23 protein-coding genes and 1 other RNA gene are annotated in these 26098 nt (G+C 65.3%); 12 read left to right on the forward strand and 12 right to left on the reverse strand.

Features of this window, described 5'->3' with window-relative positions:
* Complete coding sequence (locus NFH97_RS08260) at positions 1–1515, forward strand: tripartite tricarboxylate transporter permease (protein ID WP_045995208.1); 1515 nt, start codon at positions 1–3, stop codon at positions 1513–1515.
* A complete protein-coding gene (locus tag NFH97_RS08265; protein WP_253029205.1) occupies positions 1512–2564 on the forward strand; it encodes an Ldh family oxidoreductase in 1053 nt (350 codons plus the stop codon). The genes NFH97_RS08260 and NFH97_RS08265 overlap by 4 nt, the downstream gene beginning before the upstream one ends.
* Before the next feature lie 402 nt (positions 2565–2966).
* Here the strand turns inward: NFH97_RS08265 and NFH97_RS08270 are convergent, their stop codons facing one another.
* On the reverse strand, positions 2967–3455 hold the full coding sequence (locus tag NFH97_RS08270; protein WP_349624667.1) for a DUF2938 domain-containing protein: 489 nt from the start codon (positions 3453–3455) through the stop codon (positions 2967–2969).
* A 154-nt stretch (positions 3456–3609) separates the two neighbouring features.
* On the opposite strand from NFH97_RS08270, the gene NFH97_RS08275 reads away from it, so the two are divergent.
* Entirely contained in the window at positions 3610–4122 is a 513-nt protein-coding gene (locus NFH97_RS08275) for a helix-turn-helix domain-containing protein (protein WP_349624668.1), read from the forward strand.
* 127 nt (positions 4123–4249) lie between these two features.
* Here NFH97_RS08275 and NFH97_RS08280 read toward each other — a convergent pair whose 3' ends face one another.
* Genes NFH97_RS08280 through NFH97_RS08290 form a run of 3 tightly spaced genes read right to left on the reverse strand, consistent with a single transcriptional unit; the run spans position 4250 to position 5998 of the window.
* Entirely contained in the window at positions 4250–4990 is a 741-nt protein-coding gene (locus NFH97_RS08280; protein WP_349624669.1) for a 16S rRNA (uracil(1498)-N(3))-methyltransferase, read from the reverse strand.
* Entirely contained in the window at positions 4990–5532 is a 543-nt protein-coding gene (gene secB / locus NFH97_RS08285) for a protein-export chaperone SecB (RefSeq protein ID WP_349624670.1), read from the reverse strand. The genes NFH97_RS08280 and secB overlap by 1 nt, the downstream gene beginning before the upstream one ends.
* A 43-nt stretch (positions 5533–5575) precedes the next feature.
* Positions 5576–5998 carry a rhodanese-like domain-containing protein gene (locus NFH97_RS08290; RefSeq protein WP_349624671.1) on the reverse strand — a complete coding sequence of 141 codons (423 nt, stop codon included), beginning with the start codon at positions 5996–5998 and terminating at the stop codon, positions 5576–5578.
* A 494-nt stretch (positions 5999–6492) separates the two neighbouring features.
* Between NFH97_RS08290 and gpmI the strand changes: the two genes are divergently transcribed.
* From gpmI to NFH97_RS08305, 3 genes are all read left to right on the forward strand, one after another.
* Complete coding sequence (gene gpmI, locus NFH97_RS08295; RefSeq protein WP_108449612.1) at positions 6493–8064, forward strand: 2,3-bisphosphoglycerate-independent phosphoglycerate mutase; 1572 nt, start codon at positions 6493–6495, stop codon at positions 8062–8064.
* Between the two features lie 182 nt (positions 8065–8246).
* Positions 8247–9338 (forward strand): murein hydrolase activator EnvC family protein, encoded by a 1092-nt coding sequence (locus NFH97_RS08300; RefSeq protein ID WP_349624672.1) that lies wholly within the window; start codon positions 8247–8249, stop codon positions 9336–9338.
* A gap of 71 nt (positions 9339–9409) precedes the next feature.
* A complete protein-coding gene (locus tag NFH97_RS08305; protein WP_349624673.1) occupies positions 9410–10714 on the forward strand; it encodes a S41 family peptidase in 1305 nt (434 codons plus the stop codon).
* A gap of 39 nt (positions 10715–10753) precedes the next feature.
* Here NFH97_RS08305 and NFH97_RS08310 read toward each other — a convergent pair whose 3' ends face one another.
* From NFH97_RS08310 to NFH97_RS08320, 3 genes are all read right to left on the reverse strand, one after another.
* Entirely contained in the window at positions 10754–12016 is a 1263-nt protein-coding gene (locus NFH97_RS08310) for a UbiH/UbiF/VisC/COQ6 family ubiquinone biosynthesis hydroxylase (protein WP_349624674.1), read from the reverse strand.
* Between the two features lie 229 nt (positions 12017–12245).
* Positions 12246–13574: a 2-octaprenyl-6-methoxyphenyl hydroxylase gene (gene ubiH, locus NFH97_RS08315; RefSeq protein WP_349624675.1), complete on the reverse strand. Its 1329-nt coding sequence runs from the start codon at positions 13572–13574 to the stop codon at positions 12246–12248.
* A 485-nt stretch (positions 13575–14059) separates the two neighbouring features.
* Positions 14060–14644, reverse strand: a complete 585-nt coding sequence (locus NFH97_RS08320; RefSeq protein WP_045990983.1) for a UPF0149 family protein — start codon at positions 14642–14644, stop codon at positions 14060–14062.
* 232 nt (positions 14645–14876) lie between these two features.
* Here NFH97_RS08320 and NFH97_RS08325 point away from each other — a divergent pair, with 232 nt between their 5' ends.
* From NFH97_RS08325 to NFH97_RS08335, 3 genes are all read left to right on the forward strand, one after another.
* The gene (locus tag NFH97_RS08325; protein WP_045990982.1) at positions 14877–15188 is read left to right on the forward strand and encodes a cell division protein ZapA; all 312 of its coding nucleotides are present in this window, start codon (positions 14877–14879) and stop codon (positions 15186–15188) included.
* 210 nt (positions 15189–15398) lie between these two features.
* Positions 15399–15583, forward strand: a non-coding RNA gene (ssrS, locus tag NFH97_RS08330) — 6S RNA.
* Between the two features lie 36 nt (positions 15584–15619).
* On the forward strand, positions 15620–16240 hold the full coding sequence (locus tag NFH97_RS08335; RefSeq protein ID WP_253554819.1) for a 5-formyltetrahydrofolate cyclo-ligase: 621 nt from the start codon (positions 15620–15622) through the stop codon (positions 16238–16240).
* 388 nt (positions 16241–16628) lie between these two features.
* Here the strand turns inward: NFH97_RS08335 and ilvA are convergent, their stop codons facing one another.
* The gene (ilvA, locus tag NFH97_RS08340; RefSeq protein ID WP_260425355.1) at positions 16629–18191 is read right to left on the reverse strand and encodes a threonine ammonia-lyase, biosynthetic; all 1563 of its coding nucleotides are present in this window, start codon (positions 18189–18191) and stop codon (positions 16629–16631) included.
* 204 nt (positions 18192–18395) lie between these two features.
* Here ilvA and rpiA point away from each other — a divergent pair, with 204 nt between their 5' ends.
* Positions 18396–19070 (forward strand): ribose-5-phosphate isomerase RpiA, encoded by a 675-nt coding sequence (gene rpiA, locus NFH97_RS08345; RefSeq protein ID WP_045990979.1) that lies wholly within the window; start codon positions 18396–18398, stop codon positions 19068–19070.
* A 6-nt stretch (positions 19071–19076) separates the two neighbouring features.
* On the opposite strand, the gene waaA is transcribed toward rpiA, so the two are convergent.
* Genes waaA through NFH97_RS08360 form a run of 3 tightly spaced genes read right to left on the reverse strand, consistent with a single transcriptional unit; the run spans position 19077 to position 22907 of the window.
* Positions 19077–20375: a lipid IV(A) 3-deoxy-D-manno-octulosonic acid transferase gene (gene waaA, locus NFH97_RS08350; protein ID WP_213229449.1), complete on the reverse strand. Its 1299-nt coding sequence runs from the start codon at positions 20373–20375 to the stop codon at positions 19077–19079.
* Positions 20376–20377: 2 nt separating this feature from the next.
* Complete coding sequence (gene hldE / locus NFH97_RS08355) at positions 20378–21808, reverse strand: bifunctional D-glycero-beta-D-manno-heptose-7-phosphate kinase/D-glycero-beta-D-manno-heptose 1-phosphate adenylyltransferase HldE (RefSeq protein ID WP_045990977.1); 1431 nt, start codon at positions 21806–21808, stop codon at positions 20378–20380.
* A complete protein-coding gene (locus NFH97_RS08360) occupies positions 21798–22907 on the reverse strand; it encodes a glycosyltransferase family 9 protein (protein WP_108131936.1) in 1110 nt (369 codons plus the stop codon). Before NFH97_RS08360 ends, hldE begins: the two co-directional genes overlap by 11 nt.
* Between NFH97_RS08360 and NFH97_RS08365 the strand changes: the two genes are divergently transcribed.
* Positions 22906–23628 (forward strand): 3-deoxy-D-manno-octulosonic acid kinase, encoded by a 723-nt coding sequence (locus NFH97_RS08365; RefSeq protein WP_349624676.1) that lies wholly within the window; start codon positions 22906–22908, stop codon positions 23626–23628. The two genes, NFH97_RS08360 and NFH97_RS08365, sit on opposite strands and share 2 nt — an antisense overlap.
* A gap of 128 nt (positions 23629–23756) precedes the next feature.
* On the opposite strand, the gene NFH97_RS08370 is transcribed toward NFH97_RS08365, so the two are convergent.
* Positions 23757–24902, reverse strand: a complete 1146-nt coding sequence (locus tag NFH97_RS08370; protein WP_349624677.1) for a glycosyltransferase family 4 protein — start codon at positions 24900–24902, stop codon at positions 23757–23759.
* Positions 24903–24940: 38 nt separating this feature from the next.
* On the opposite strand from NFH97_RS08370, the gene NFH97_RS08375 reads away from it, so the two are divergent.
* Positions 24941–26053: a glycosyltransferase family 9 protein gene (locus NFH97_RS08375; protein ID WP_349624678.1), complete on the forward strand. Its 1113-nt coding sequence runs from the start codon at positions 24941–24943 to the stop codon at positions 26051–26053.
* Positions 26054–26098: the final 45 nt, after the last annotated feature.

A 26098-nucleotide genomic window follows, 5' to 3' on the forward strand; every position in this document is an offset into this window, starting at 1 on the left:
ATGGATACCATTCTTCTAGGGTTACAGCTAGTCTTCAATGTCGAGACCTTGCTCGTCATTCTAGCCGCCTCCGTCTTTGGTGTTTTCGTTGGTGCCGTACCAGGTCTTACGGCTACCATGGCGGTGGCCTTGCTGGTACCGATCACCTTTTACATGGATCCGGTTCCGGCTATCGCGGCGATCGTGACCACATCTGCCATGGCGATATTCTCCGGCGACATTCCTGCGACCTATCTGAATATTCCTGGAACACCATCCTCCGCTGCCTATGTAGGTGACTCCCACCTTCTGGCGCGGTCCGGACGGGCCCGGGAAACCCTTGGCGTCAACCTGGTTTGCTCGGTATTTGGTGGAATCTTCGGCACCATTATTCTTGTCTTCGTTTCTCCGTCACTGGCGGAGGTCGCTCTTCAGTTCAGTTCATTTGAGTATTTCTGGCTGGCCTTGCTGGGTTTGAGCTGCTCGATCTTTATCGCTATCGGCTCCAGGGTAAAGGCCTTCCTGTCATTGATGATCGGCCTTCTCTTGTCCACTGTCGGGCTGGACATGATGAGTGGTGCTCCTCGTTTTACCTTCGGCATCCCGGACCTCATGGCCGGCATCAACTTCATACCGGTCATGATCGGCATGTTCGCGCTCAACGAGTTGATGCTCTTCTATGGTTCACGTGGCGATGGTAGAGCAATGCCGTCGCTTTCCAAGGATAGCGTCTTCAGCCAAGTTCCAGGACACCTGAAGGCCTACTGGCCCAACATGTTTCGCGGAGGATCGATCGGTACCCTGATCGGGGCGCTCCCTGGCGCCGGTGCCGACATAGCCGCCTGGATTTCCTACGCCGTGGGCAAAGGTCGCTCAAAGCAAAAGGAGGCATACGGGACGGGCCATATTGAAGGCATTGTCGATGCCAGCTCCGCCAACAACTCTGGCATCAGCGGCGCCTGGGTGCCGGCTTTGGTGTTCGGCATCCCGGGAGACTCCATCACGGCCATCGTCATCGGAGTGCTGTACATGAAGGGCATGAACCCCGGCCCCACCATCTTCATGGATGGCAGTGGGTTGATCTATGCACTTTTTGTCGTCTTTTTCCTGGCTAACCTGGTGATGCTGCCCATTGGATATGCCGCAATACGGTCGGCAAAAGTATTTATCCTGACGCCAAGGAAGGTACTTATGCCGATTATCCTTTGCTTCTGCATCGTTGGCGCATTTTCGATCAACAATTCGATTACCGATGTCTGGATCATGCTTATTATCGGCGCGGTGGCATCGATCCTGGCGAGGTGCGATTTCCCGATGGCGCCCGCCATCCTGGGGCTGGTGCTGGGCACTACCCTGGAAAATAACTTCATGAGCTCCATGCTCAAGAGCAATGGCGACCTGCTGGCCTTCTTTTCACGCCCGATCAGCGCAGGGCTAGGCGCCCTCGTCATTCTGCTGTGGCTCTCGCCGTTGCTGACCATGGCCTACAAGAAGTTCAAGCACGCCAACTCCAACAAGGCACAGGAATTATCATGAGACGCTATACGACACCGTGGTTGGAAGATGTCCTGGTGACACTTTTCAGAGAGGCCGGCGCATCCGAAGAAGTCAGTCGGACGACCAGCAGCATCCTCATCGAGGGGGACCTGCTGGGACACCATACCCATGGGGTAAAACTGGCCAACGGCTACCTCAAGGACTTGAAGTCCGGCCATGCACGTGGTGATGCGTCGCTGCTCGAATCCCGCCAGATCAGCCCTGTGGCGGCGGCCTACGACGGACACTATATCCTCGGCCCTTACCTGGTCCAGAAGGCGCTTGAGCAAAGTGCTGATGCGGCCAGGACGTCGGGGATCGGTATCGTCAGCATCAAGCGATCCCACCACATTGCCTGCCTGGCCTCCTATCTGAAGCCCTTCGTCGACCAGGGTCTGATGCCGATCATCATGACGTCTGACCCGGCGGTAAAGTCGGTGGCGCCATACGGGGGGCTCGACCCAGTCTACACACCCAACCCGATCGCCATGGGAATCCCGAGCCGAATCCAGCCGATCATGCTGGACGTCAGCATGTCCACCGTCACCAACGGCAGCGTGGCCAAGGCCAGGGCCGAGGGCTCAAGGCTCGATCATCCGGTCATCCTCAGCAACCAGGGGGTCGTCAGCGACAACCCTGAAGATTACTTCACGGATCCTCAGGGCAGCATTCTCCCGCTTGGTGGGCGCGAGTTTGGCCACAAGGGCTTTGCCATGGGATTGATGGTTGAGGCACTGACCTCGGCTCTTGGTGGCTTCGGACGCAAGGACGATCCAAGTGGGTGGGGGGCCTCGGTGACCGTCATGGTGATCGATCCGGCACTATTTGCAGGGAGCAGCGACTTCCTCGACGAAACCGACCACCTGGTCGAAGCCTGTCTGCAAGCCAAGCCCGTTGACCCCGAACGTCCTGTGCGGCTGCCAGGCCAATCGGGGCTCAGGCGTCGCACCGAGTTTCTCGATCAGGGCATCCCGCTTCCCGGCGAAGTGGTCGCAGAGCTTCGCAGCGCCATCGAGGATTCGTCATTGAAAGGAACCCTGGACGTTTGAGCCATCAAGGCTGACCGCAATGCTGCGCCAGGGACGAATGAACCAGGGCATTGTCCCTCGTCCCGGCATCCTGGATAGCCCGGTTCACATAAGCCCGGCTCACATGAGCCGGGCTATTCACGAGAGGCTATTGGCGTCCTGCGGGGGAAAGGCTGGACAACCACGCCCAGTCAGAATGTAAGCGCTCACTAGCACGAATTTGCACGCCGGTATTGCAGAGCTCAGGCGCTCGTCGTACGCGCCCTAGGCGCTGTCCGAAAAGTCGACGAGCGAAGGTTAGACAAGGCAAAAATCGGTGAGAAAGCGCAGTTTACGGGGTGTAAATGAGCATTTTGACCGGGCTGGCGCACCAGCCGATTTTTAACGCCGTATTACCGAGCGCAGGCACTTTTCAGACAAGCCCTAGAAGGCGAGCATGCCCCCAAGCCCGGCTACCCAAAGGCCGATACCAAAGCTTGCGTGCGCCGTCAGGCTGCGAAGCCTGGCGATGTTTGGCTGAGGGGTCCTGCGGGCGGCGATGCCTGCGCCCAACCCCGGTTGCAGCACCAGAAACGGGGCAAGCACCGTCACCACACCGAACACCAGCGCGGACACGAACGCCGGTCGTTGCTGCCAATCCGATCCGACAAGTACCAGAAACACCAGGGCGAACACCACGCCCGTGAGATAGTGAAACGTCCACCCCAGCGCCGCCTCTGCGCGTATCGGCGCGCTTCCCGAGATGGGGCGATGGACGACAGTGCCTCCCGCCAGGTGACCCAGCCAGCGCCCCACCAGGGCGTAGTCCAGAGAGGGAATGCCGAGTACCCGGCGCTGCGCCAGCGCGACGACATCCATGAAGGCGGTCGCCCCCACGCCAAGCCAAATGGCATCAACCAGAAGTCCTGCCACTGCACTACTCCTTCAGCACAGAGAGCTCGCTGCCGAGCCGATCGAAGAGAAACGCATCCTGATGGCCAAGAGGCGGCAACGTCGCGCGCTCTCTTGAAAGTTCAGGCAAAGCCGAAGTAGCTTACGACCTCAAGTCAACTTTAGGTCAAGCGCCATGCTCGACATCTCCGAGGTCTCCCGGCAAAGCGGCGTCGCCGCGTCGAAACTGCGCTATTACGAAGAGATCGGACTGATCCGCTCGATCGGACGTAGTGGGCTGCGGCGGGTCTTTGCGCCGGACGTGCTGTCACGCCTGTCGCTGATCGCCCTGGGACAGGCAGCCGGGTTCTCGCTGGCCGAGATAGGCGACATGCTTGGCCCGGAAGGCAACCCCGACATCGACCGCGAAAGACTGGGTGCCAAGGCGGACGCCCTGGACCGGCGCATCAAGCAATTGAGCGCGATCCGCGATGGCCTGCGCCATGCCATGACCTGCACCGCACCCCGCCACCTGGAATGCCCCACCTTTCAGCGCCTGATGCGCATCGCGCTTGCCAGGCAGTCAGCGCGAGGGCCTGGACGACAAGGGGCGAATGGAGCGAAAGCGGCGAGAGGGGCGAAAGGGGCGAATGGAGCAAAAGAGGCGAGAACCCAGCATGGACGAACAAGACTGAGGCGAGATGGCTGAACGGATCTCTACCACCAGCGCAAAAAAGGCCCGACTCCTCGAAACAGGAGCCGGGCCTTTTTCGACACGCGGATCAGGATGCCGGATCGGGTCAGCCGGGACAACGCTGAGCGCCTAAAGTAAGCACTTACATATCCCCGAAGCGTGATTGCAGAAGCGTCATCGCCACCACCGGGGCGGTTTCGGTACGCAGGACCCGTGGTCCCAGGGTCAGCGCCGCAAATCCTTGTGCCGTCGCCGCCTCGACCTCGCGCGGGGACAGGCCACCCTCGGGGCCGATCAGCACGCAGGCGCTGGCGACATGCTCGGCGCGCTCGAGCACGCCTGGCGTACCCGGGTGGAGCACCAGCCTGAGCGCCTCGTCACGCTGGCCCAGCCACTCGCTCAGCGACTGCGGGGCCCTGACCTCGGGCACCGTGGCGCGGCCGCACTGCTCGCAGGCGCTCACCGCCACCGCCTGCCAGTGGGCCAGCTTCTTTGCCTCACGCTCGCCCTTGAGGCGCACATCGCCGTGCTCGGTGTACAGCGGAGTGATCGCGGCGACGCCGAGCTCCACCGCCTTCTGGATGGCGTAGTCCATGCGATCACCCTTGGAGATCGCCTGGCCGAGGTGCACAGACAAGGGCGATTCGCCGTTTCCATCGCGCACTTCGAGTATGTGAACGCTTACTTTCTTGCGATCGGACTCGGCGATGTCGGCACGGGCTTCGCGACCCTGACCGTCGAACAGCACCAGGGAATCACCGGGCTTGAGCCGCAGCACGCGCCCCACATGTCGCGCGGCTCCTTCGGGCAGAACGACGTCGCCGCCGGCGACAAGCGCGGCGGCGACGTGGATGCGGGGGCCCTGGAAGGCGGCGTCGCTCATCAGTGGGCGGTCGGCGCCTGCTCGCCCTGGGCAGTGCCCTGAGCATCGCCCTGCTCGGCCTCGCGGCGCTTCTTCTGGGCGTAGAGCGCCTCGAAGTTGACCGGTGCCAGCATCAGCGGCGGGAAGCCGCCACGATTGACCAGGCTGTCGACACACTCGCGGGCGTACGGGAACAGCACGTTGGGGCAGAAGGCACCCAGGGTGTGGTCGAGCTGGTCACCTTCGATGCCGGTGATGCGGAACAGGCCGGCCTGTTCGATCTCGGCCAGGAAGCAGGTGGTGCCGCTCTCGCTGTGGGTGACCTGGGCGGTGACCTTGATCACCACCTCGAAAAGGCCGTCGGCGACCTTGGTGCTGCGGGAGTCCAGGTCGAGGCCGACCTTGGGCTTGAACGGCTGACCGAAGACGCCAGGTGAGTTCGGCGCCTCGAAGGAGATGTCCTTGACGTAGATGCGCTGCAGCGAGAACTGCACCTGCGGCTTTTCCTGATCCTGCTGACCGGCGGCCTGGGCGCCAGCGTTCTGGTTGTTGTCGTCTGCCATGAGAAAGATCCTTGAATCGGGTAATCAGAAATCGTGCGGACGGTCACTTCTTGACGATGGGCAGGTTATCGGTCTGCCACTGGGTCATGCCACCCTTGAGCTTGAACACGCGCTCGAAGCCAGCCTTCTTGAGCTTGGCCGCCACGGCACCTGAGCTCTGGCCGTGCTTGCACACCACCACGATGGGCGAGGCCTTGACCTTGTCGAGCTCGTTGAAACGGGAATCGAGGCTGCTCTGGGGAATGTTGCGAGCGCCGGCGATGTGTCCCGCCTTGAAGTCGTTCTTGTCGCGAACGTCCAGAATTACCGCGTCTTCGCGGTTGACCATCTGGGTCGCTTCGCTGGTGGTGACGCCACCGGCGTTGGCGTTGCGCAGCTCATACAGCAGCCAGGCCGTCAGCACGGCCAGGAAGGCAGCCACCAGCAACGGGTGATTCTGCACAAATTCGAACAGCTGATCGATCATGGGGTCGGCTAACTCTCGTCGGATGCAAAAATGGTGGTGGCCTGGGTGGCGAAATCGGCGTCCATGGCCTTTGTTACAAGATCTATGTCACAAGACCTGTGCCTCAAGGCCGGTGTTGCGAGTCCAGTCTACAGACCGGACGACGCGAGACGCAGGTACGTTGCCCGCGCTCGATCACCGCTACCCGCCGCAGGGCGGCCAGTATACACGACTCGGGGGCGATGCCGCCTGCCTCCGGACACTGCCTCGTCGGGTCAATGACGACCGCTGCCAGCGTGCGATATGATGCCGCAAGGAGGATCGTGTCGCGAGCCTGAAACCGCAAGCCACGAGACTCACGAAGACGCGCCGATCTTATTGTCGGGCGCGCTTCCCGAATCGCCAGGCACCAGCGTTTACCCACGACACCCCAGGACATCCGGCGACGACGCCAGGCGTCGAGCGCCAACAAAAGGATGCCGGGCGAGGTCATCTTGAGCTAGAGGCAATTCCTCATGACGGATACTGCGACCGCACCGCGCCCGGTGGCGCTGATCATCCTCGACGGCTATGGACACAATGAAGACGCCGCGTCCAACGCCGTCGCCGCCGCCGACACCCCCAACATGGACCGCCTGTGGCAGCAACGCCCGCACACCCTGATCCACACCGATGGCCGCCACGTGGGCCTGCCGGACGGTCAGATGGGCAACTCCGAGGTCGGTCACATGAACCTCGGCGCCGGGCGCATCGTCTACCAGGACTTCACCCGCATCACCAAGGCCATCGAAGACGGCGAGATCGACGACAATGCCGTGCTGACCGCGCCCATCGACGCGGCGGTGAAGGCGGACAAGGCGGTCCACCTGCTCGGCCTGCTGTCCCCCGGTGGCGTTCACAGCCACGAGGATCACCTGCTGGCGGTGGCCGAGATGGCCGCGCGGCGTGGCGCCAAACGCATCTACCTGCACGGTTTCCTCGACGGCCGCGACACCGCGCCCAAGAGCGCCAGAGCCTCCATCGAGCGCGCCAACGCCAAGCTTGCCGAGCTGGTGGGTCAGGACAACGGCTTCGTCGCCTCGATCATCGGCCGCTACTTCGCCATGGACCGCGACAACCGCTGGGACCGCGTCGAGAAGGCCTATCGCCTGATCACCGAGGGCCATGGCGAGCACCAGGCCGAGAGCGCCGAAGCCGGCCTCGACGCCGCTTATGAGCGTGGCGAGACCGACGAATTCGTCGCCGCCACCAGCGTGCGCCCGAACGGCAAGCCGGTCGCTGCCGAAGACGGCGATGCCGTGCTGTTCCTGAATTTCCGCGCCGACCGCGCCCGCGAGCTGACCCGTGCCTTCGTGCTCGAGGACTTCGACGGCTTCAACCGTCAAGTACAGCCGACGCTGGCCGCCGACGGCCTGGTCATGCTGACCCAGTACGCCGCGGATATTCCCGCGCCCTCGGCCTTCCCGCCAGCGGACCTGAACAACACCCTGGGCGAGGTCATGGAGAAGCGCGGCAAGACCCAGCTGCGCATCGCCGAGACCGAGAAGTACGCCCACGTCACCTTCTTCTTCTCCGGCGGCCGCGAGAAGGAATTCGAGGGCGAGAAGCGCGAGCTGATTCCTTCACCCCAGGACGTCAAGACCTACGACGAGAAGCCCGAGATGAGCGCCTTCGAGCTCACCGACACCCTGGTCGACGCCATCGACGGCGGCAGCTTCGACCTGATCATCTGCAACTACGCCAACGGCGACATGGTCGGCCATACCGGTGACTTCAACGCCGCCAAGGCCGCCATCGAGGCGGTAGACAAGTGCGTGGGCCGGGTGGTCGAAGCGATCGAGCGCGCCGGCGGCGCCTGCCTGATCACCGCAGATCACGGCAACGCCGAGCAGATGGTGCACCCCGAGACCGGCAACCCCCAGACTGCGCATACCACCTTCCCGGTGCCGCTGGTGTACGTGGGCAGCCGCGAGGCCCGGCTAAAGGACGGCGGTCGCCTGTGCGACCTGGCGCCGACCCTGCTGACCATGATGGGCGAGTCGGTGCCGGAGGAGATGACCGGCGAGGTACTGATCGAGCTGTCGTGAGACCTCTGCGCACCGCAGCCCCAGTCGCGCCATCGAGGCGCCAGCCCGGCAGCTGCCCACCACCACGTACGACGCCGCCCCGCCCGGGGCGGCGTTGTGGGTTTGTCCGCGCGGCTGTCGCCCTGGGCGCAGCGGTCCTGTGGCTGGGTGGCCTACCGCTCACTCCTGTGACACAGGCCGGCTTGCCGCTTGCTCAGGCCAGTCCCAGCGAACAGCAGGCCAGGCAAAGGCTCGACGCCATCGGCGAGCGTATTCAAGAGGCCAGTCAGCGCCTGGCCAGCACCGATAGCGCCCGCGACCAGGCCAGCGAAGCCCTGCGCGAGGTGGAAACTGCGCTGGCCGAGACCCATCAGCGCCTGGATACGCTGCAGGCCGAACGCCGTCGGCTCGACCAGGAGATGGCCGAGCTTGCGCATCGTCGAGAACTGATGGAAGCCGAACGCCGGGAGCAGCGGGCGGCCCTGGGTCGTCAACTCGATGCGCTCTATCGCATGGGCCTGACACCACAGTTGAAGCTGCTGCTGAATCAGGACGACCCAGCACGACTGGACCGCATGCAGGCCTATCTCAACCATCTTGCCGACGCCCGCAACGAGCGCCTCGACCTGCTCGCTGAACTGGACAAGCGTCTGGAGGACAATCGCCGCGAGCTCGAACACCGCAGCGAGGAGCTGGCTTCCCTGGAGGCCGATGTGGCGGCCCGTAGCCAGGCCCTGGCCAGGCAGAGCCGCGAGCGTCAGGCGCTGGTGGCACAGCTCGACCAACGCTACGACACCGAGGCCTCGAAGCTGGCATCGCTGGACCAGGACCGGGCCCACGCCGAGCGGGTCCTGCGCGAGGTGCAGGAAACCATGGCACGGCTCGAGCGCCCGCCGCCGTCCACCGCCATCGAGCGCACCCGAGGCGACCTGCCGTGGCCGGTGCAGGGCATGATGCTGTCGCGCTTTCGCGAATCCCGCGGCGTCCACCGCAACGGCATCCTGATTCAGGCGCCATCCGGGACTTCGGTCGAAGCGGTTCACCCCGGCCGGGTGGTGTTCGCCGACTGGATGCGCGGCTTCGGCAATCTGCTGATCGTCGACCACGGCGACCAGGTGATGACCCTCTACGCCCACCTGCAACGCTTCGAGACGGAGGTTGGCAGCCGTGTGGAGCGCGGCCAGACACTGGGCCGCGTCGGCGTCAGCGGAGGCCGCGACGCTCCGGGGCTGTATTTCGAGGTACGCCGTGGCGGTGACCCCATCGATCCTGGTGGCTGGATCGCGCGGCGCTGAGCACACGCCATTTTCAACCATCCGGCCTAAGGCTATGCTTGAACCTTGCCCCTACGTCGAGCGGAGACCGCATGACCGAACCCCGAGCCGCCCACCGTCCCTCGCGCCTCAAGACACTGACCGGGACTTGCCTTGCGTGGTGCCTCGCCGCGTCCCTGGCCTGGCCTTCGCTGGCCAGCGCCCAGGCGACCGACGATGATCTGCCGATCAGCGAGATCCAGGCCTTCTCCGAGGTGTTCGAGCGGATCAAGCGCGGCTACGTGGAAGAGGTCGATGATGCGACCCTGCTCAAGAACGCCATGCGCGGCATGCTCTCGGAGCTAGACCCCCACTCCAGCTACCTCGACGCCGAGGCCTATCGCAACCTGCGGGAGACCACCGAAGGCGAGTTTGGCGGGATCGGCATCGAGGTCGGGCTCGACGACGGCCAGCTGACGGTGATCTCGCCGATCGACGACACCCCGGCCGAGCGCGCGGGACTTCAGGCTCAGGACGCCATCCTGCGCATCGACGAGACCCCCACCGATCGGCTATCCCTGCAGGAAGCGGTGGACATGATGCGTGGCGAGCCAGGCACCGAGATTCGCCTGACAGTGGTCGGCGCCGGCGATGGTGCTCCACGTGAGGTCACCCTGGCCCGGGAAATCATCCGTACCGACAGCGTGAAGAGCGACATCCTCGAGCCCGGCTACGGCTATCTGCGCATCAGTCAGTTTCAGGCCCGCACCGGCGAGCAGGTAGAGGATGCCCTGACCGAATTGCGCGACCAGGGGGCCCTGTCAGGCATCGTGCTGGACCTGCGCAACAACCCCGGCGGCGTACTGCAGTCGGCGGTGGACGTGGCCGACGCCTTCCTCGACCGTGGCCTGATCGTCTACACCGAGGGGCGACTGTCCGATAGCGACATGCGCTTTTCGGCGACCCAACGCACCGCGGCGCCGGACGTGCCGCTGGTGGTGTTGATAAACGGCGGCAGCGCCTCCGCCGCCGAGATCGTCGCAGGCGCCCTGCAGGACCAGCGCCGAGGCGTGGTGATGGGCACCGAAAGCTTCGGCAAGGGCTCGGTGCAGCAGATCATGCCGCTGGGCAATGGTGAAGGGCTCAAGCTGACCACCGCGCTCTACTACACCCCTAACGGTCGCTCGATCCAGGCCCAGGGTATCGAGCCCGACGTCGAGGTCGTGCGCGGCCGTCTCGAGGTCGCCGATACCAGCAACCTGCGCATTCGCGAGTCAGATCTTGAAGGACATCTTGGCGATGGTGGAGATCGCGCCGGCAGCAGCCGCAGCGATCGGCTGGACGGCGACTACCAGTTGGGCGAGGCACTGAATCTGCTGAAGGCGCTGAACGTGATCAGTCAGCGCGACACGCGTTAAGCCGGGCGACGAGGCCCTGGCCTGCACTCTGCCTGCCCCCTAGCGACAGCTAAGCGGCAGGCGTCCGCGTGAGCCGGTGGCCTGCTGCATGATCAGGCGCTTGATCGGAGACAGCCGGTCGACGCCGGAAAGCCCCAGGTTGCGCGCCAGCGTCAGGCCCGGGTGGCGGCTGCCGAACAGACGCCGAAAGCCTTCCATCAGCACCAGCATCATGGCGTTATCGCCACGCCGACGTCGCTCATAGCGTGCCAGCAGGCTCACGCCGCCAGGTGCTACACCACGACGGCGCCCGTTCAGCAACTCTTCGGCCAGTACCGCCGCATCGAGAAAGCCCAGATTCACCCCCTGGCCGGCCAGGGGGTGAATGCTGTGAGCGGCGTCGCCGATCAGCGCAAGCCCCGGCAGGTGGTAGCGCTCGGCGTGGCGCTGGCTGAGCGGAAAACTCCTGGCCTCATCCAGCACCTCCACCGCACCCAAGCGATGATCCAGCGCCTCGGCCATGGCCTGGCCCAGCGCCGCCGGCGAGAGTGCCGCCAGACGCTCGGCTTCCTGCGGGGTGGTGGACCAGACGATCGAGCAGTAGTGGCTGTCTCCCGCCACCGTCAGCGGCAGGAAGGCCAGGGGGCCGGTGGCCAGAAAGGCCTGACGGGCTACACCGCCGTGACGCCGCTCGGTCTTCACCGTGGTCACCAGCGCGCACTGTCCGGTGTCCTGTTCACGTACCGCTATCCCGGCCAGCTCGCGCAGCGGTGAACGTGCACCGTCGGCGCCGACCACCAGCGAGGCGGCCAGCACGCTGCCATCATCCAGGGTCACCCGCCGACGAACGGCGCCGTCGTCCAACGCCACCACCTTGCGACCATGCAGGCGTTGCACCTGAGGCAGCCTCGACAGCTCGGCTTCCAGCGCCGCAAGAATCACATCGTTTTCGACGATATGGCCAAGCACCGGTACGCCGGCCTGATCGGCGCGGAAGCCGACCTCGCCGGAGCCATCGGCGTCCCACACCTGCATGGCGGTGTAGGGCGTGGCGCGCCAGGCGTCGATGCGCGGCCAGGCACCGAGGCCTTCCAGCAACCGTCGAGACACCGGGGTCAGGGCGCTGACGCGGGGCGCCGGCACACTGCCAGGCAGGTCATCCGAGTCCAGCGGGCCCGGACGCGGGTCCACCATGGCGACCGTCCAGCCTTCCCGTGCCAGCAGCACGGCCAGTACGGCACCTACCATGCCGATACCGGCGATCACCACATCGACTCCCGTCGGCGCTGCCTTGGCGGCTGAACCCTCTGCCTGCTCCTTCATCGGCGTCTCGCTCTCCCAGTCTTCCTGACAATCACTGACTCGCTTGCACCACGTGCCTTTGCGGATTCGCCCTCAGGGTCGCGGCAACGCAGCGCACCCAGTGTACCGCCAAGGGCAATCCTATGCTCGACCGCCAGGCTTTCAGGGGCAGTGCCTGAAGGCTGCCTGACGCCATGGGAAGGCCCTGTGAGCCAGATGACACCAACGGGCCAGGGTTGCCCCTACCCAGTTATCGTTCGCTGCCCATGGCCCGCCTGGCGAGGCCCCGCCTCAGCGGCCCTGCGAGGTTCAGGCCAATCAGTCCCGCGGCACGGGCGTGGGACAGCAGTGGCTGGTCGATGCCGAACAGCCGAATCAGGCCGTCGCTGAAGCGCACCACATTGCGCTGGTCCGTTTCGCGGCGTCGCTCGAAGGCGGCCAGGGTCGCCGCGCTGCCAGGCGCCTGGCCGGCCTCGAGCCCTTGCTCGATGGCCTCGACCAGGTCGATCACCCCTCGCAGCGCGAGGTTGAAGCCCTGGCCCGCCACCGGGTGCAGGGCGTGGGCGGCGTTGCCCAGCACCGTCAGTCCCGGCCGTGTCGTCTCCCGCGCGGTGACCAGCGACAGCGGGTAGACGTGACGCTGGCCGACCTTGACGAAGGCGCCGGCTCGATCGCCAAAGGCGGCCTGCAGCTCTTCGAGAAAGGCGCGGTCCGACAATGCCAGGCGGCGCTGTTCGCTGCCCTTTTCATGGGTCCACACCAGCTCCATGGCCTGTCCCGGCAGCGGCAGCAGCGCCATCGGGCCTTGCCGTGTGAAGCGCTCGTAGGCAACGCCCTGGTGGGGGCGCCCGACCGCGACATTGGCGATCATTGCCACCTGATCGTAGGGGGCCGCGTCGCTCTCGATCCCCAGCGCCTCCTTGAGGCCAGAGCGACCGCCGTCGGCCAGCACGGTCAGGCCAGCCTCCAGCACGCTGCCGCTGGACAACCACAGACGATGGCCTGCGGCCACGGGTTCGATACGCTCCACCCGAGCCGGACAGTGCCAGTCGAGCGGCAGTGCGGCCAGGCGGCGATGCAGCACCCGCCCCATCCAGGCGTTGGGTACCACGTAGCCGAGCGCCTCGACGCCCATTTCGTCGGCACGCAGGCGCGTCGCACCAAGGCGCCCCTTCTCACTGACATGGATCAGCGAGATCGCGCTGGCCTTCGCGGCCATGGCCGACCACACCCCGAGGCGCGAAAAGTGCGCGGCGGACCCCGCCGCAATGGCGCTGGCGCGGGCGTCGAAGCTTGGCTGCCAGGCGTCGTCTTCTCCCGCCGAAGGCGCCGCTTCCTGCGGCAACGGTGCGAGCGGTGCCATCGGTGCGGCCTCGACCACCGCGACCTTTAGGCCGGAATGTTCGATCAATTCCGCCAGGGCCGCCCCCAGGCTCGCCCCCACCAGCCCCCCGCCGATGATCGCCACGTCGACCCGCTCGACCGCATGGCCACCCTCCTGGCAAGACGCCTGAGGGGCGTTCGCTGAAAGGCGGCTTGCCGTTGGTTCCACAGTGCTCTCGGGGGTGTCTTGCGGCATTACTGTATTCCTGTAATAACTTTACGTAATCAAACATTTATTAGCGTGCTAGTTGGCTATAAAACCACCAACTACCCTGGCGAAACAGCATCCTGATTTATACCTCAACCACCAGCATCCCTCCCTTGCAGGACCTGTGACACGAGACTCTTCTGGAAAATTGGCGCACCCATGTGCGCGGTAATCCGACGATCATCCGGTCCACGACGACCCGACCCACGACTACTCGGTCGTCGACCAGCGGCGGCGCCCCGGGCGGCGGCAAAAAGCGTCCACGACACCAGAGGCACGCCCCGATGAGAAAGGTGTGATCGCCGAGAAAGGCATGATCGCCAAGGATAGGTAAGCGGCCGATTCGCCGGCGACCCGAGCCCAGAAGTGCGCTGCCGGATCGATCACACCATCCAGCATAGCAGGCTCTGACGACGGGAAAAGGAGGGAAAAATCCCGAACTTTGCAGGCATCGTTCGGGACTTTGGCAAACGTCAGTGGGTGGTGGGGGGCGTCTCGTCGACCTGCTCGACCTGCGGGGTGCCAGGGTGCTGTTCGGTATAGAGCAGCATCGCCGCCATGCGGGCGTGTTCGGTCAGGGCAAAGAGGTCGTTTTCGTTCTCGGCGCTGTCGTCGATATCGGTCTCGATGGCGGCCAAACCCGCGAGATCCTCGATGGCCTCCCTGAGCGGCTCGGACCACTTCTTTCTGGGCGCGTCGCCTGCATCCTCCACCACTTCGAGAAAGCCGAGGGTCCACTCCTTGAGGCCCTGGGCCCGCTCGGCCAGCGAGAACATCTCGTCAGGCAGCAGCGGTTCGAAGTTCAGCTCAGTGCTGGCCAGGGCGTCCAGGGTCTGGCGGCGCCAGCCGAGCAGGCGTTCGGCGCTGGGCTCGTCTCTGGGCTGGTCGACCCCGAGGGTCAGGCAGACCTCCTCGAGCCAGGCCTCGGCGGTGAGGTCGTGCAGGCCGAGTGCCGCGCACAGGCGCCCGTCGAGAAAGGCCGGCGACTGCATGCTGCCATGCAGCAAAAAGGTGTCGGCGATGGTGGAGAAGTCCTGGCGTTCGTTGATCAAAGACATGATGATATCCGCTGAAGAAGAGGTTCAGGGTGGCAATACCGCGGCGCCCCCGGGGTGACCAGAAGCCGCTTGCCAATGGCATCGGCAAGCGCCGTCGGTGATCCCGTCTTGAGGTGTCGCGTTGACCCCCCGCTGAAGGCTCTCTTATAGTGACTCGCAATCGATCCCCGATGGTAACGCATCCTGCCCGTTCGGCGCTGCGTTAGCCAAGGCCCGCCCCGGAGCCAGGCCCATGAATGACACCAAGCGGCATACCACCGACATTACGCTGCTAGAACGCCCCTACACCATCGCCTGTGCCCCCGAGGAGCAGGAGGGACTGGAGCGTGCTGCCCGCTATCTGGACCAGGCCATGCAGGGGATCCACGCCCAGGGCAAGGTGGTGGATCGGGAGAAGATCGCCATCATGGCTGCACTCAACCTGGCCCACGAACTGCTGGGCCTGCGTGACGAGAAGCGTGCAGGCGAAGCCAGCCTGAGCGAGCTGAACACCCGCCTGGAACAGGCGCTCGCCAAGGCGCCGAGTCGCGATTCCGACGTCTGATCAAGGCTGATCAGGGCTTTCGGTACCTGAGCCCGCATCACGTCCCGTACCGCCCCGGTGGTCCGCGCCCCGCCTCATCTGCGAGAGCCGTGCCAGCACCTCATCCCCTTGCTGGTGTCTCGCGACCAGCGCGCCTGGTCGACACTGCCTCCCCAAGCACTCGAAGGCATCTTCACTTTGGCGCCAGGCCCCGGTCTGGTAGCATGGAGGAGTTCCCTGGGGTGTGCGCCAGTCGTTACAGTCCCTCGAGCCTATGCGCAGTACCCAGGGGGCCAAATGCTAGCCGGGCCCGTGTGCAAGTCCGTGCGACGGAAAGCCTGACGGCTCGGCTGCGGCCACCCACCTTGAACCTATGGGTTCAAGGGCCAGAACGACAGCGGCACTCTGGGGAACCTCGAATGAACGATCTGCGCTCTTCCATTGACGCACAGATGACGCTCGGACACTTGTCACGTACCGAGCTGCGGCGCGAACTACGCCGCCGCCGCCGGGCCCTGAGCCCGCGCCAGCAGCAGGCCGCCAGCCAGTCACTATTGGCTCGCCTGCGTCGCCTTCCTGAACTGCTGAGTGCCCGTCGCGTGGCGCTCTACCTGCCCAATGACGGGGAGATCGATCCTCGCCCCCTGCTCGACTGGCTACGCCAGCGGCGCGCCCAGGCCTATCTTCCGGTGCTGCGCCCCCTGAGCGACAATCGCCTGTGGTTCGTCCGCTACGACGAGCACACCCCCATGGTCGCCAATCGCTTCGGCATCAGCGAACCCTGCAGCCGTCACGGCGCCCATCCGTCGCGCCGTCTGCCGCCCTGGGCGCTGGACGCCATCCTTCTACCGCTGGTGGGCTTCGACGACGCCGGCCAGCGCCTGGGCATGGGTGGAGGCTTCTACGATCGCACCCTGGCCTTCGCCCATCCCGACAGCGGACAGGGCGGCCCCAGGCCACGCCTGATCGGCCTGGCCCATGACGTCCAGCGTGTCGAACGCCTGCCGGTGGCCTCCTGGGACGTGCCGCTGAACGCCATCGTCAGTGATCAAAGAGTGATCCGCCCTGCCTGAAACGCCTCCGGCCGCCCCTGAGGGCGGCCGGAGTTGGATCTATGCCGATGTCGTGACCATGGTGCCTGGTGCCTTCAACCTCCCACCAGCGCCTGGGCGTAGCCGGTCGCCACGACTCCCAGGCCGAACACCAGCACCAGTGACATGATCAGATCGGGCTTGCGTTTCATTCCTGACTCCCTTCATACGGCCGCTTGCCGTATTGTCTTGATGTTGTGGTCAAAGCGACTGACTCAGACTATAGGGTGATCACCCACGTATGGCAATCATCACGCTTCCACGATGAAGCCCGTCAGCCAGGCGTCATCATGCCCAGCAAGTAAGTCAGCGCTTGCGCGCGCAGGATACGCCGCTTTGCCTCGACTTCCAAGACGTCATCCCGCCATGGCTATGCCATAAATAGTTGGTAGGCGGGATTGTCACTTTCCTTCCAATAGCGATAGCCAATGGCGTCAAAATGTTCCTCGACGTGGGAGCGATCCCCGTTGGGAATCTGCATGCCGACCAGCACCCGACCATAGGCAGCACCGTGGTTGCGGTAGTGGAACAGCGAGATGTTCCAGTCCTGGGGCAGATGGGTCAGGAAGTTCATCAGCGCGCCTGGGCGCTCGGGAAATTCGAAGCGATAGACTTCCTCGGTGAACTCGGTACGGGGCCTGCCGCCGCCCAGATGACGGATATGCAGCTTGGCCAGTTCGTTGTCGGTCAGATCCTCGACCGGGTAGCCCGCCTCGATCAGTTTGCCGATCAGCGCCTGGCGATCCTCGCCGCCCGGCTTGACCTGTATGCCGACGAAAATGTGGGCCTGGTCGGCATCGGCGTAGCGATAGTTGAATTCGGTGACCATGCGCTTGCCGATGGTGCGGCAGAACTTCTTGAAACTGCCAGGTCGCTCGGGAATGGTCACCGCCAGGATCGCCTCGCGCTGTTCGCCGAGTTCGGTACGCTCGGCGATATGCTGGAGCCGATCGAAGTTGGTGTTGGCGCCAGAATTGATGCATATCAGGGTCTGGCCCTCGGCCCCGGTCTCCTGGATGTACTTCTTGAGACCGGCCAGCGACAGCGCGCCGGAGGTCTCGGACACCGCCCGGGTATCCTCGAAGATATCCTTCACCGCCGCACACATCTCGTCGGTGTTGACGGTGATCACCTGGTCCACCAGGTCCCGCATCAGGGAAAAGGGAATCTCGCCGATCTGCGCCACCGCCACGCCCTCGGCGAACACCCCGACCTGTTCAAGGATGACCCTTTCACCGGCCTCCAGCGCGGCCTTCAGGCAGGCGCTGTCCTCGGCTTCCACCCCGATCACCTTGATCTCCGGGCGCAGGTACTTGATGTAGGCCGCCATGCCGGCGATCAGGCCACCACCGCCCACCGGAATAAACACCGCATCGATGGGGCCGCTGTGCTGACGCAGGATCTCCATGGCCACGGTGCCCTGTCCGGCGACCACATCGATATCGTCAAACGGCGGGATATAGGTGTAGCCGTGGGCCTCGACCAGCTCCTGAGCGTGCTCTGCGGCGGCGGCGAAGGCGTCGCCCTTGAGGATGACCTTGGCGCCCCAGCCGCGTACCGCAGCCACCTTGATCTCCGGGGTGATGCGCGGCATCACGATCACCGCCTTGACGCCCATCTGCTTGGCCGCCAGCGCCAGGCCCTGGGCATGGTTCCCGGCGGAGGCGGCGATCACGCCCTTGGCTTTCTGCTCATCGGTCAGGTGAGCCATGCGATTGTAGGCACCGCGCACCTTGAAGGAGTGCACCGGCTGAAGGTCTTCACGCTTGATCAGAATCTGATTGTTGAACCGTCGCGACAGCATGGGCGCAGGTGAGATCGGCGTTTCTCGGGCGGCTTCGTAGACCCGGGCCTGGAGAATCTTCTTGACGGTAGCTTCGAGCATTCTGGTATCCAGCGTGAGGGAGGCGGGCAAAACCCCTATTGTTAGCATCGCCTCACGCCCAACGTCCAGCGCCAGCCACCCCAGGCAGACATTGCTTGCCTCGGTGCCGAGCTGCCGCGACCGCGATGAGGGCGGAAGCGGGCGGAGCCCAGGCACCACGGTGACACGCCACACAGCGTTTCTTCCGTCTTTCGCGATGCCCTATAATGGCCGCAGCTTTCCTCTTCTCACGCTCCCCATCGCAGGTATTCCATGACCCAGGACGAACTCAAGGACGCCGTCGCTGCCGCCGCCATCGACGAGGTCCGCCCGATGCTCGGCCGTGACATCGTGATCGGTGTCGGTACCGGCTCCACCGCCAACTGCTTCATCGACCGCCTGGCAGAGCTGCGCGGGGACTTCCGCGGAGCGGTGGCCAGCAGCGAGGCCAGCGCCCAACGATTGAAGGGGCACGGCATCGACGTCTACGAGCTCAATGAAGTCGGCACCATGCCGGTCTATGTCGACGGCGCAGACGAAGTGAACGCTCACCTACAGATGATCAAGGGTGGGGGTGCCGCGCTGACCCGCGAGAAGATCGTGGCGGCCTGCTGCAAGACCTTCATCTGCATCGCCGACGCCTCCAAGCGGGTCGAGCGGCTGGGCGACTTCCCGCTGCCTATCGAGGTGATTCCCATGGCCCGCTCCTACGTCGCCCGGGAACTGGTCAAGCTTGGCGCCGATCCGGTCTATCGCGAGGGCGTGGTCACCGACAACGGCAATCAGATCATCGACTGCTACGGCCTCGACATCGATGACCCCGTCGCCCTGGAGACCCGCATCAACGCGATCGTCGGAGTGGTGACCAACGGCCTGTTCGCCGCTCGTCCGGCGGATATCCTGCTGATCGGCGGCGCCGACGGCATCAGCCGGCATCTACCCGCCTGAGCCCGGTCACCTGCCTTGGCTGTGGCCAAGCAGCCGGTCCAGGCCAGCGAGGGTGGCCTCCAGCGCACCCCGGTGGGTGTCGATGACGCCTTGCCCGGCCTCGCTCAGCCGCTTGCGCTGTTCTGCATCCTCGAGCAGCGCGGCGACACGCTCGACCAGCTCGTCGGCGTCGGCGATCTCGACCAGCGCGCCGGCGTCTCTCAGCAGCTGGGCCACGTCCTCGAAATTGTCGAGATGCGGGCCGGTCACCACCGGCACGCCCATCAGCGCGGGTTCGAGCAGATTGTGGCCGCCGATGGGCACCAGACTGCCGCCGACGAAGGCCAGGTCCGCAGTGCCGTAGAGCGCCTGCAGCTCCCCCATGCTGTCGCCAAGATAGATCTCTGCCCTGGCGCTGGGGACGCGCCCCCGGGAGCGCCTGACGGTCTCGAAGCCGGCCTCCTGGCACAGCCTGGCGACCTCCTCGAAGCGCTGCGGATGGCGCGGCACCAGCACCAGCAGGATATCGGGAAAGCGCGCCTGTAGGCGGCGCTGGACCCCGAGCAGCAGCTCATCCTCACCGGGATGGGTGGACCCGGCGACCCAGATCGGGCGATGCCCGATGGCTGCGTGCAAGCGCTCACTCACCTTGAGAGATGCATCATCAAGGGCCATGTCGAACTTCATCGATCCGACGACCTGGATGTGGTCGGACGCCATGCCCAGTTCGACGAAACGCTCGGCATCCTCACCGGACTTGGCCGCCAGCCAGTCGACACAGGCCAGCGACTCGGCCATCAGCGGTCTCAGGCGCCGATAGCCACGAAAGGCACGGGGTGACAGGCGACCATTGACCACCGCCACCGGGATACCCCGCCTGGCGCAGGCTCTCAGCAGGTTCGGCCACAGCTCGGTCTCGAAGAAGATCGCCTGGCGAGGGGCCAGACGCTGGACAAAGCGGCGCGCGGCGCCGGGAAAGTCGAGCGCCACGAAGACATGGCTCAGGGGAGCGGCCGCCTCCGCCTCGGGAACGTCGTCCACCAGCGAGAGCACTCGTTCGGCACCGGTGGCGGTCATGGTGCTGACCACCAGTCGGTGATCGGGATGGCGCAGGCGCAGGGCGCGTATCAGCGGGCGTGCCGCCACCACCTCGCCCACCGAGGCGCAGTGCAGCCATAGCCGCGGACGCTCGTCGGCGAAGGGCCGCAGACAGCCCATCCGCTCGCCACGAGCGCGATCCGGCAGCTGTTCGCGCCAGACCCGTCGCCAGATCAGCGGCGACAGCAGTCCGATGGCACCTGAATAGGCGAGCCGTGGCCAGCTCACCCTCAGCTCTCGCGATCGAGGATGGTCGAGATCATGGCGGTGGTGGAGACGCCATCCTCGAAGCCGAGCACCTTGACCTCGCCCCCGGCGTCACGCACCGCTTCGCCGCCGGCGATATCCTCGGGCCGGTAGTCCCCGCCCTTGACCAGCACGTCCGGCAGCACCGATTCGATCAAGCGAGCCGGCGTATCCTCGGCGAAGGGCACCACCCAGTCCACCGCGCCGAGCCCGGCCAGCACCTGCATGCGGCGATTGAGCGGATTGATCGGCCGCTTGGGGCCCTTGAGCCGACGGATCGAGGCGTCGTCGTTGACCGCCACGATCAGCCGGTCACCGAGCTGGCGGGCGTGCTCCAGGTAGGCCACGTGGCCGGCATGAAGAATGTCGAAACAGCCGTTGGTCATCACCACTCGCTCGCCACGGGCCTGGGCGGCGCGCACCGCCAGCACCAGCGGTGATTCCTCGATGACGCCGAATTCGGCCAGCTTGTCGCCGTGCAGCGCGGTGTAAAGCTCGGCGATGGACAGCGTCGCGGTGCCGGGCTTGGCCACCACCAGACCCGCCGCCAGATTCGACAGGGTCATGGCCTCGGCGAAGCCGTGACCGGCAGCCAGCGCCAGGCCCAACACCGCGATCACGGTGTCGCCGGCGCCGGTGACGTCGTAGACCTCACGGGCCCGAGTCGGCAGGTGCAAGGGGTCATGGCCTTCGCGAATCAGCGTCATGCCCTTCTCGCTGCGGGTGATCAACAGCGCCTCGAGCTCGAGCTCCTCGCGCAGCGCTTCGCCCTTGGTGGCCAGGATGTCGTCGCTGGGGCAGGGCCCGACCACCGCCTCGAATTCGGCCAGGTTGGGGGTGATCACGCTGGCACCACGATAGCGCCGGAAATCGCTGCCCTTGGGGTCCACCAGCACCCGCTTGCCGGCCCGGCGCATCTCCGGGATCACCATCTCGACGTTGGCCAGGGTGCCCTTGCCGTAGTCGGACAGGATGATCAGGTCGAAGTTGTCGGTGGCCTCGATCAGCCTGGGCGCCAGCTCCGAGGTGTCGATCTTGTCGAGTCCATCCTCGAAGTCCAGCCGGATCAACTGCTGATTACGGCTCATCACCCTGAGCTTGGTAATCGTGGGCATGCCGGGGGTACGGTGAAAGTGAGTACTTACACCCACCTCCTCCAGGCGCGCGGTCAGACGGTCGGCATTGTCGTCGTCACCGACCAGTCCGGCCAACGCCGCGTGGGCGCCCAGGGAGGCGATGTTCAACGCCACGTTGGCGGCGCCGCCCGGACGATCCTCGCACTCTTCCACGCGCACCACCGGCACCGGGGCCTCCGGTGATATCCGGGAGGTGCCGCCGTGCCAGTAGCGGTCCAGCATGACGTCGCCCACCACCAGCACGCGGGAGCGCTCAAGCGCGGTCAGATCAAGCTTCATCGGGTGACTCCCTATCGAGGTCGGAGCGGTGTTGCGAGGCGGTGTCGGCGAGCAGGGTATCGAGTCGCTCGATCACGTCGTCGGCGCGAATCAGCGACATCGCATCGGGATGGCGGACCCGCTGGCCCCAGGTGATGGTGTCGGGATCCGCCTGGAGGAACTCCCGGACGGCGTCAGGGTAGCGATTGACCACGTAGTCGCGCCACAGGTAGGGCGCGGCGCGATCGGGGTTGGTGGTGGCAAACAGGCCCACCACCGGGGTAGCCAGGGCGTTGGCCATGTGCACCGGGCCGGAATCCGGGGCGATCACCACCCGGGCGCGATCGATCAGCGCCAGCAGACCCTTGAGCGAGGTGGCGCCGATGGCGTCGATCACCGCCTCGGGGTGACACAGCGACTGAATGCGCGAGCCCATCTCGCGCTCCTGGGTACTGCCGCCCCCGGTCATCACCGTCTTCAGGCCAAACTGGGTCCAGGCGTGCTCCACCACGGCGGCGTAGCCTTCCGCCGACCAGTTGCGAAAGTTGCGCAGGCGCGGATTGGCACATGGACTGATCAACAGGTAGGCGCTGTCGCCGGTGAGCTCCCGGGCCTCGGCGTAGGCGCTGTCCGGCACCGGCAGTCGCCACTCCAGCGAGGTATCCTCGACTCCCAGCAGGCGCGCGAAGTCCATGAACGACTCCAGCACGTGGGCGCGCTCTCGCGGGGCCAGCTGACGATGTGTGAACCAGTACTGTCGGTCCTTGGCCCGCGCCGGGTCGAAGCCCACCCGCACCTTGGCCTTGAGTCCCAGCGACAGCACGCTGGCTCTGAGCGCCTGCTGCATGTGCAGCAGCACGTCGAAGCGTGTATCGGCCAGCTCGCGCCATAGCGCCCGCATGCCCTTGAGGCCGGTCGACTTGTCGTAGACGACAAACTCGACCCCTGACAGGCCGGTCAGTAGACTGTATTCGCCCTTGCCGACGATCCAGGTGATCCGCGCCTCGGGCCATTGGCGCTGCAGGGCTCGAACCGTGGGCACCAGATTGCACACGTCTCCCAGGGCAGAGAGACGCAGCACGCCGATGTGGGCAGGACGAGCGGGCAGAGGATGCTTCATGCGGTTGGCAACGTATCAGTCAGGAAAGGTGGGCATTTTATACGATGCCACCAGTTTATGTGACGCTGTACCGCGGCCACAAATCGGACCCGCTCTGCTGGCGCCAGAATACTGGCGCGAGGCAGGCCTGGTGACCGGACAGGCGCCGGGTCGCGGCCAGAGTCTGTTTCTCGAGGTGGGCGATCGTCAGTGGGTGCTGCGGCCCTACCGCCGCGGCGGTCTCGTCGCCCGGCTATCGACCTCCCGCTACCTGTGGACCGGGCTCGAACGCAGTCGCGCCTTTCGCGAAGTGCGTCTGACGGCGCGGCTTTACCAGGCCGGCCTGCCGGTGCCGCGGCCGGTGCTGGGAGGCGTCGTTCGTCATGGCCCAAGCTACGAGGCCGCGCTGATCACCGAACGCCTGCCGGCCACCCGAGCGTTGGCAGAGCATCTCGGCAGCGGTGATCTGGCCACGGGCCTGCTCCATGAAGTGGGCCAGGTCATCCGACGCTTCCACGATCATGGCCTCGACCATGTCGACCTCAACGCCCGCAACCTGCTGGTCGACGACAGCGACCGGGTCTGGCTGATCGACCTGGACCGCTGTCGCCTGCGCGCCCCTGGCAAATGGCGCGAGGGCAATCTGGCGCGACTGGGACGTTCGCTGGCCCGCTTCTGCGTCGACGAGAGGTCGGCCCAGCAGGCGCTCGAAGAGATCCGCCGCGGCTATAGCGACGCCTAGCCTGTGATCGATAGCGGCCTTGATCGATAGCTGCCTGTGATCGATTCTCGGCTTCAAAACACCTTTACAGCACCACCCACATCGATAGCGACCGCTTACTCACATCTCTGAGCAAGCGGTGTCACTCGTCAGACGGCAGGCCGGCCAGCGAGCACGTCGTCATAGACCTGAGTCAGCCCCTCAACATGCTGTGACAGCAGGAAGTGCTGCTTGACCCGACGTCGCGCCTCTTCGCCCAGACGTCGCCTGAGCTCGCCATCTTGCGCCAATTCCAGCATGGCGGCGGCCCATTCGGAGGCGGATTCGGGGTCTGCCAGGCGGCCACTGTGAGCGTCGATCAACTCGGGGATGGCGCCACTACGCGAACCAATCACCGCCTTGCCGGCGGCCATGGCCTCGATCACGGTCAGGCCGAAGGCCTCGTTGCGCGACGGCACACAGACCACGTCGAGCACCTCGAACAACCGCGCCAGGTCACGCCGAAAGCCGGTAAAGGTGATGCGCTGCGACAGTCCCTGCTCGGCGACCAGCGCCTCGAGCTCGGCCACGTACTCCTCACGACTGCCCTCCTCGGCGCTGAGTCCACCGATGATGACCCCATGGATATCGAGCGCCGGATGCTCGGCGATCAGTCTCGCCAGGGCCTCGACGAACACCCGCTGGCCCTTGCCGGGCGTCAGTCGCCCCGCCACTCCGATGGTGGTGGCCGACGCTGGCAGCCCGAGGCTTGCGCGCAGGGCGCGCCGCTCGCCGGCGTCCAGACGCGGCGCCAGCGGCGCCGGGTCGATCCCCAGGTACAGTCGCTGGATACGCTCGGCCGGCAGAGCGAAGGCCTTGACGTTACGTCGCCGGGTCGCCTCGCTGATGGACAACAGCCGCGACACCCGTCCGTAGGCCCAGCGGTGATACAGGTCCTTCTTCGGCCGGGTGACCCCCATATGGTCGGTGAACACCACCTTTAGCCGAGGACGCAAGGTCGCCAGCAGAGCTGCCAGGCGCAGGTCGCTGGACTTGTGGCAGTGCAACAGGCGGATGTCGTGACGAGCCAGGTACTCAAGCCACCGGCGCACACCGAAAAGCGCCGAGCCTCTGGAGCGGGCAGTCAGCGTCGGCACACCGGCATCATCGAGGCTCCTGGCCACCCGCGACCCGCCCAGTGCCAGGGCATGCACCTGCCACCCCTGAGCGGCAAGCTCCGGTATAATCCTCGAAGGATACATTTCCAGTCCGCCCCAGCCGTCCGACAGGCAGATGTGCATGACCTTGTGACTCAAGGTGGTCTCCTTTCCGATAGCGGGGCTCGGGAGCCCAAATGACAGCAACGACGGCCTCGGCCGACGCTCGTGCCCCTCGACTGCTGGTGGTACGCAACGACAAGCTTGGCGATTTCATGCTCGCCTGGCCAGCACTCGCCGCCCTCAAGAAGGCCAAGCCCGCCCCTCATGTCAGCGTGCTGGTACCCGCCTATACGGCGCCGATGGCAAGGCTCTGTCCGTGGATCGACGACGTCGTCATCGACCCGGGTGAACAGGCGCCGAAGGATGCCCAGCGTGCCCTGCTGGCGACGCTGCGCCAGAGCGGTTTCACGGCGATGCTGACGCTCTACTCCACCACCCGCATCGGCTGGCTCGGCCTTCGCTCGGGGATTCCCCTGCGCATGGCGCCAGCCACCAAGTGGGCCCAGCTATTCTACAACCGTCGCGTCACCCAGCGCAGATCCCGTTCGGCCAAGCCTGAATACATCTACAACCTGGAACTGGCCGAGGCCATGATTCAGGCGCTGGGACTCTCGTCAGGACAGCCGTCGCAACAGCACCCTGCGCCCCCCTACTGGCCCCTGGCCCCGCAACAACGTGACGCTCAGCGTAGCGCGCTGGGCCAGGCGCTGGGGCTCGACGACACGCGCCCTTGGGTGTTCCTGCACCCGGGCAGCGGCGGCTCGGCGGCCAACCTGACTCCCGAGGCTTACGCCGGGCTTGCACAGGGTATCGATCGGCGCCTGGCCGAGTCGGGTGAGCGTCGGCCCCACTGGATTCTTACCGCCGGCCCCGGCGAAGAAGCCGTGGCCGATGCCCTGGTCAAGACGCTGGACGAGGCTGGGCTCAGTGCTTACCGTCAGCCGGCCTGCGCAGGGCTCGCCGACTTCGCTCGCAGTCTGGCGGCGGCCGACGCCTTTATCGCGGGTTCCACCGGCCCGCTGCACGTGGCAGGCTGTCTCAACCTGATCACCGTCGGCTTCTACCCGTCCCATCGCTCGGCCACCCCGCTGCGCTGGCAGACCTGCAACGACGCCGACCGGCGACTGGCGTTTCATCCACCGACGGATGCCGCTCACCAGGACATGTCGGCCATCGACCTGGAGACCGCCGCCGCCGCCACTGCAGCGCGTCTGAGGAAGGTCAACCACCATCGGTCGACGGCATAGCAACAGCGTATCGGCGCATCCCACTCGCCACAGCGTATCGGTTGT

It is taken from the genome of Halomonas sp. SCS19 (genome assembly GCF_040147015.1).
GTDB lineage: Bacteria > Pseudomonadota > Gammaproteobacteria > Pseudomonadales > Halomonadaceae > Halomonas > Halomonas litopenaei.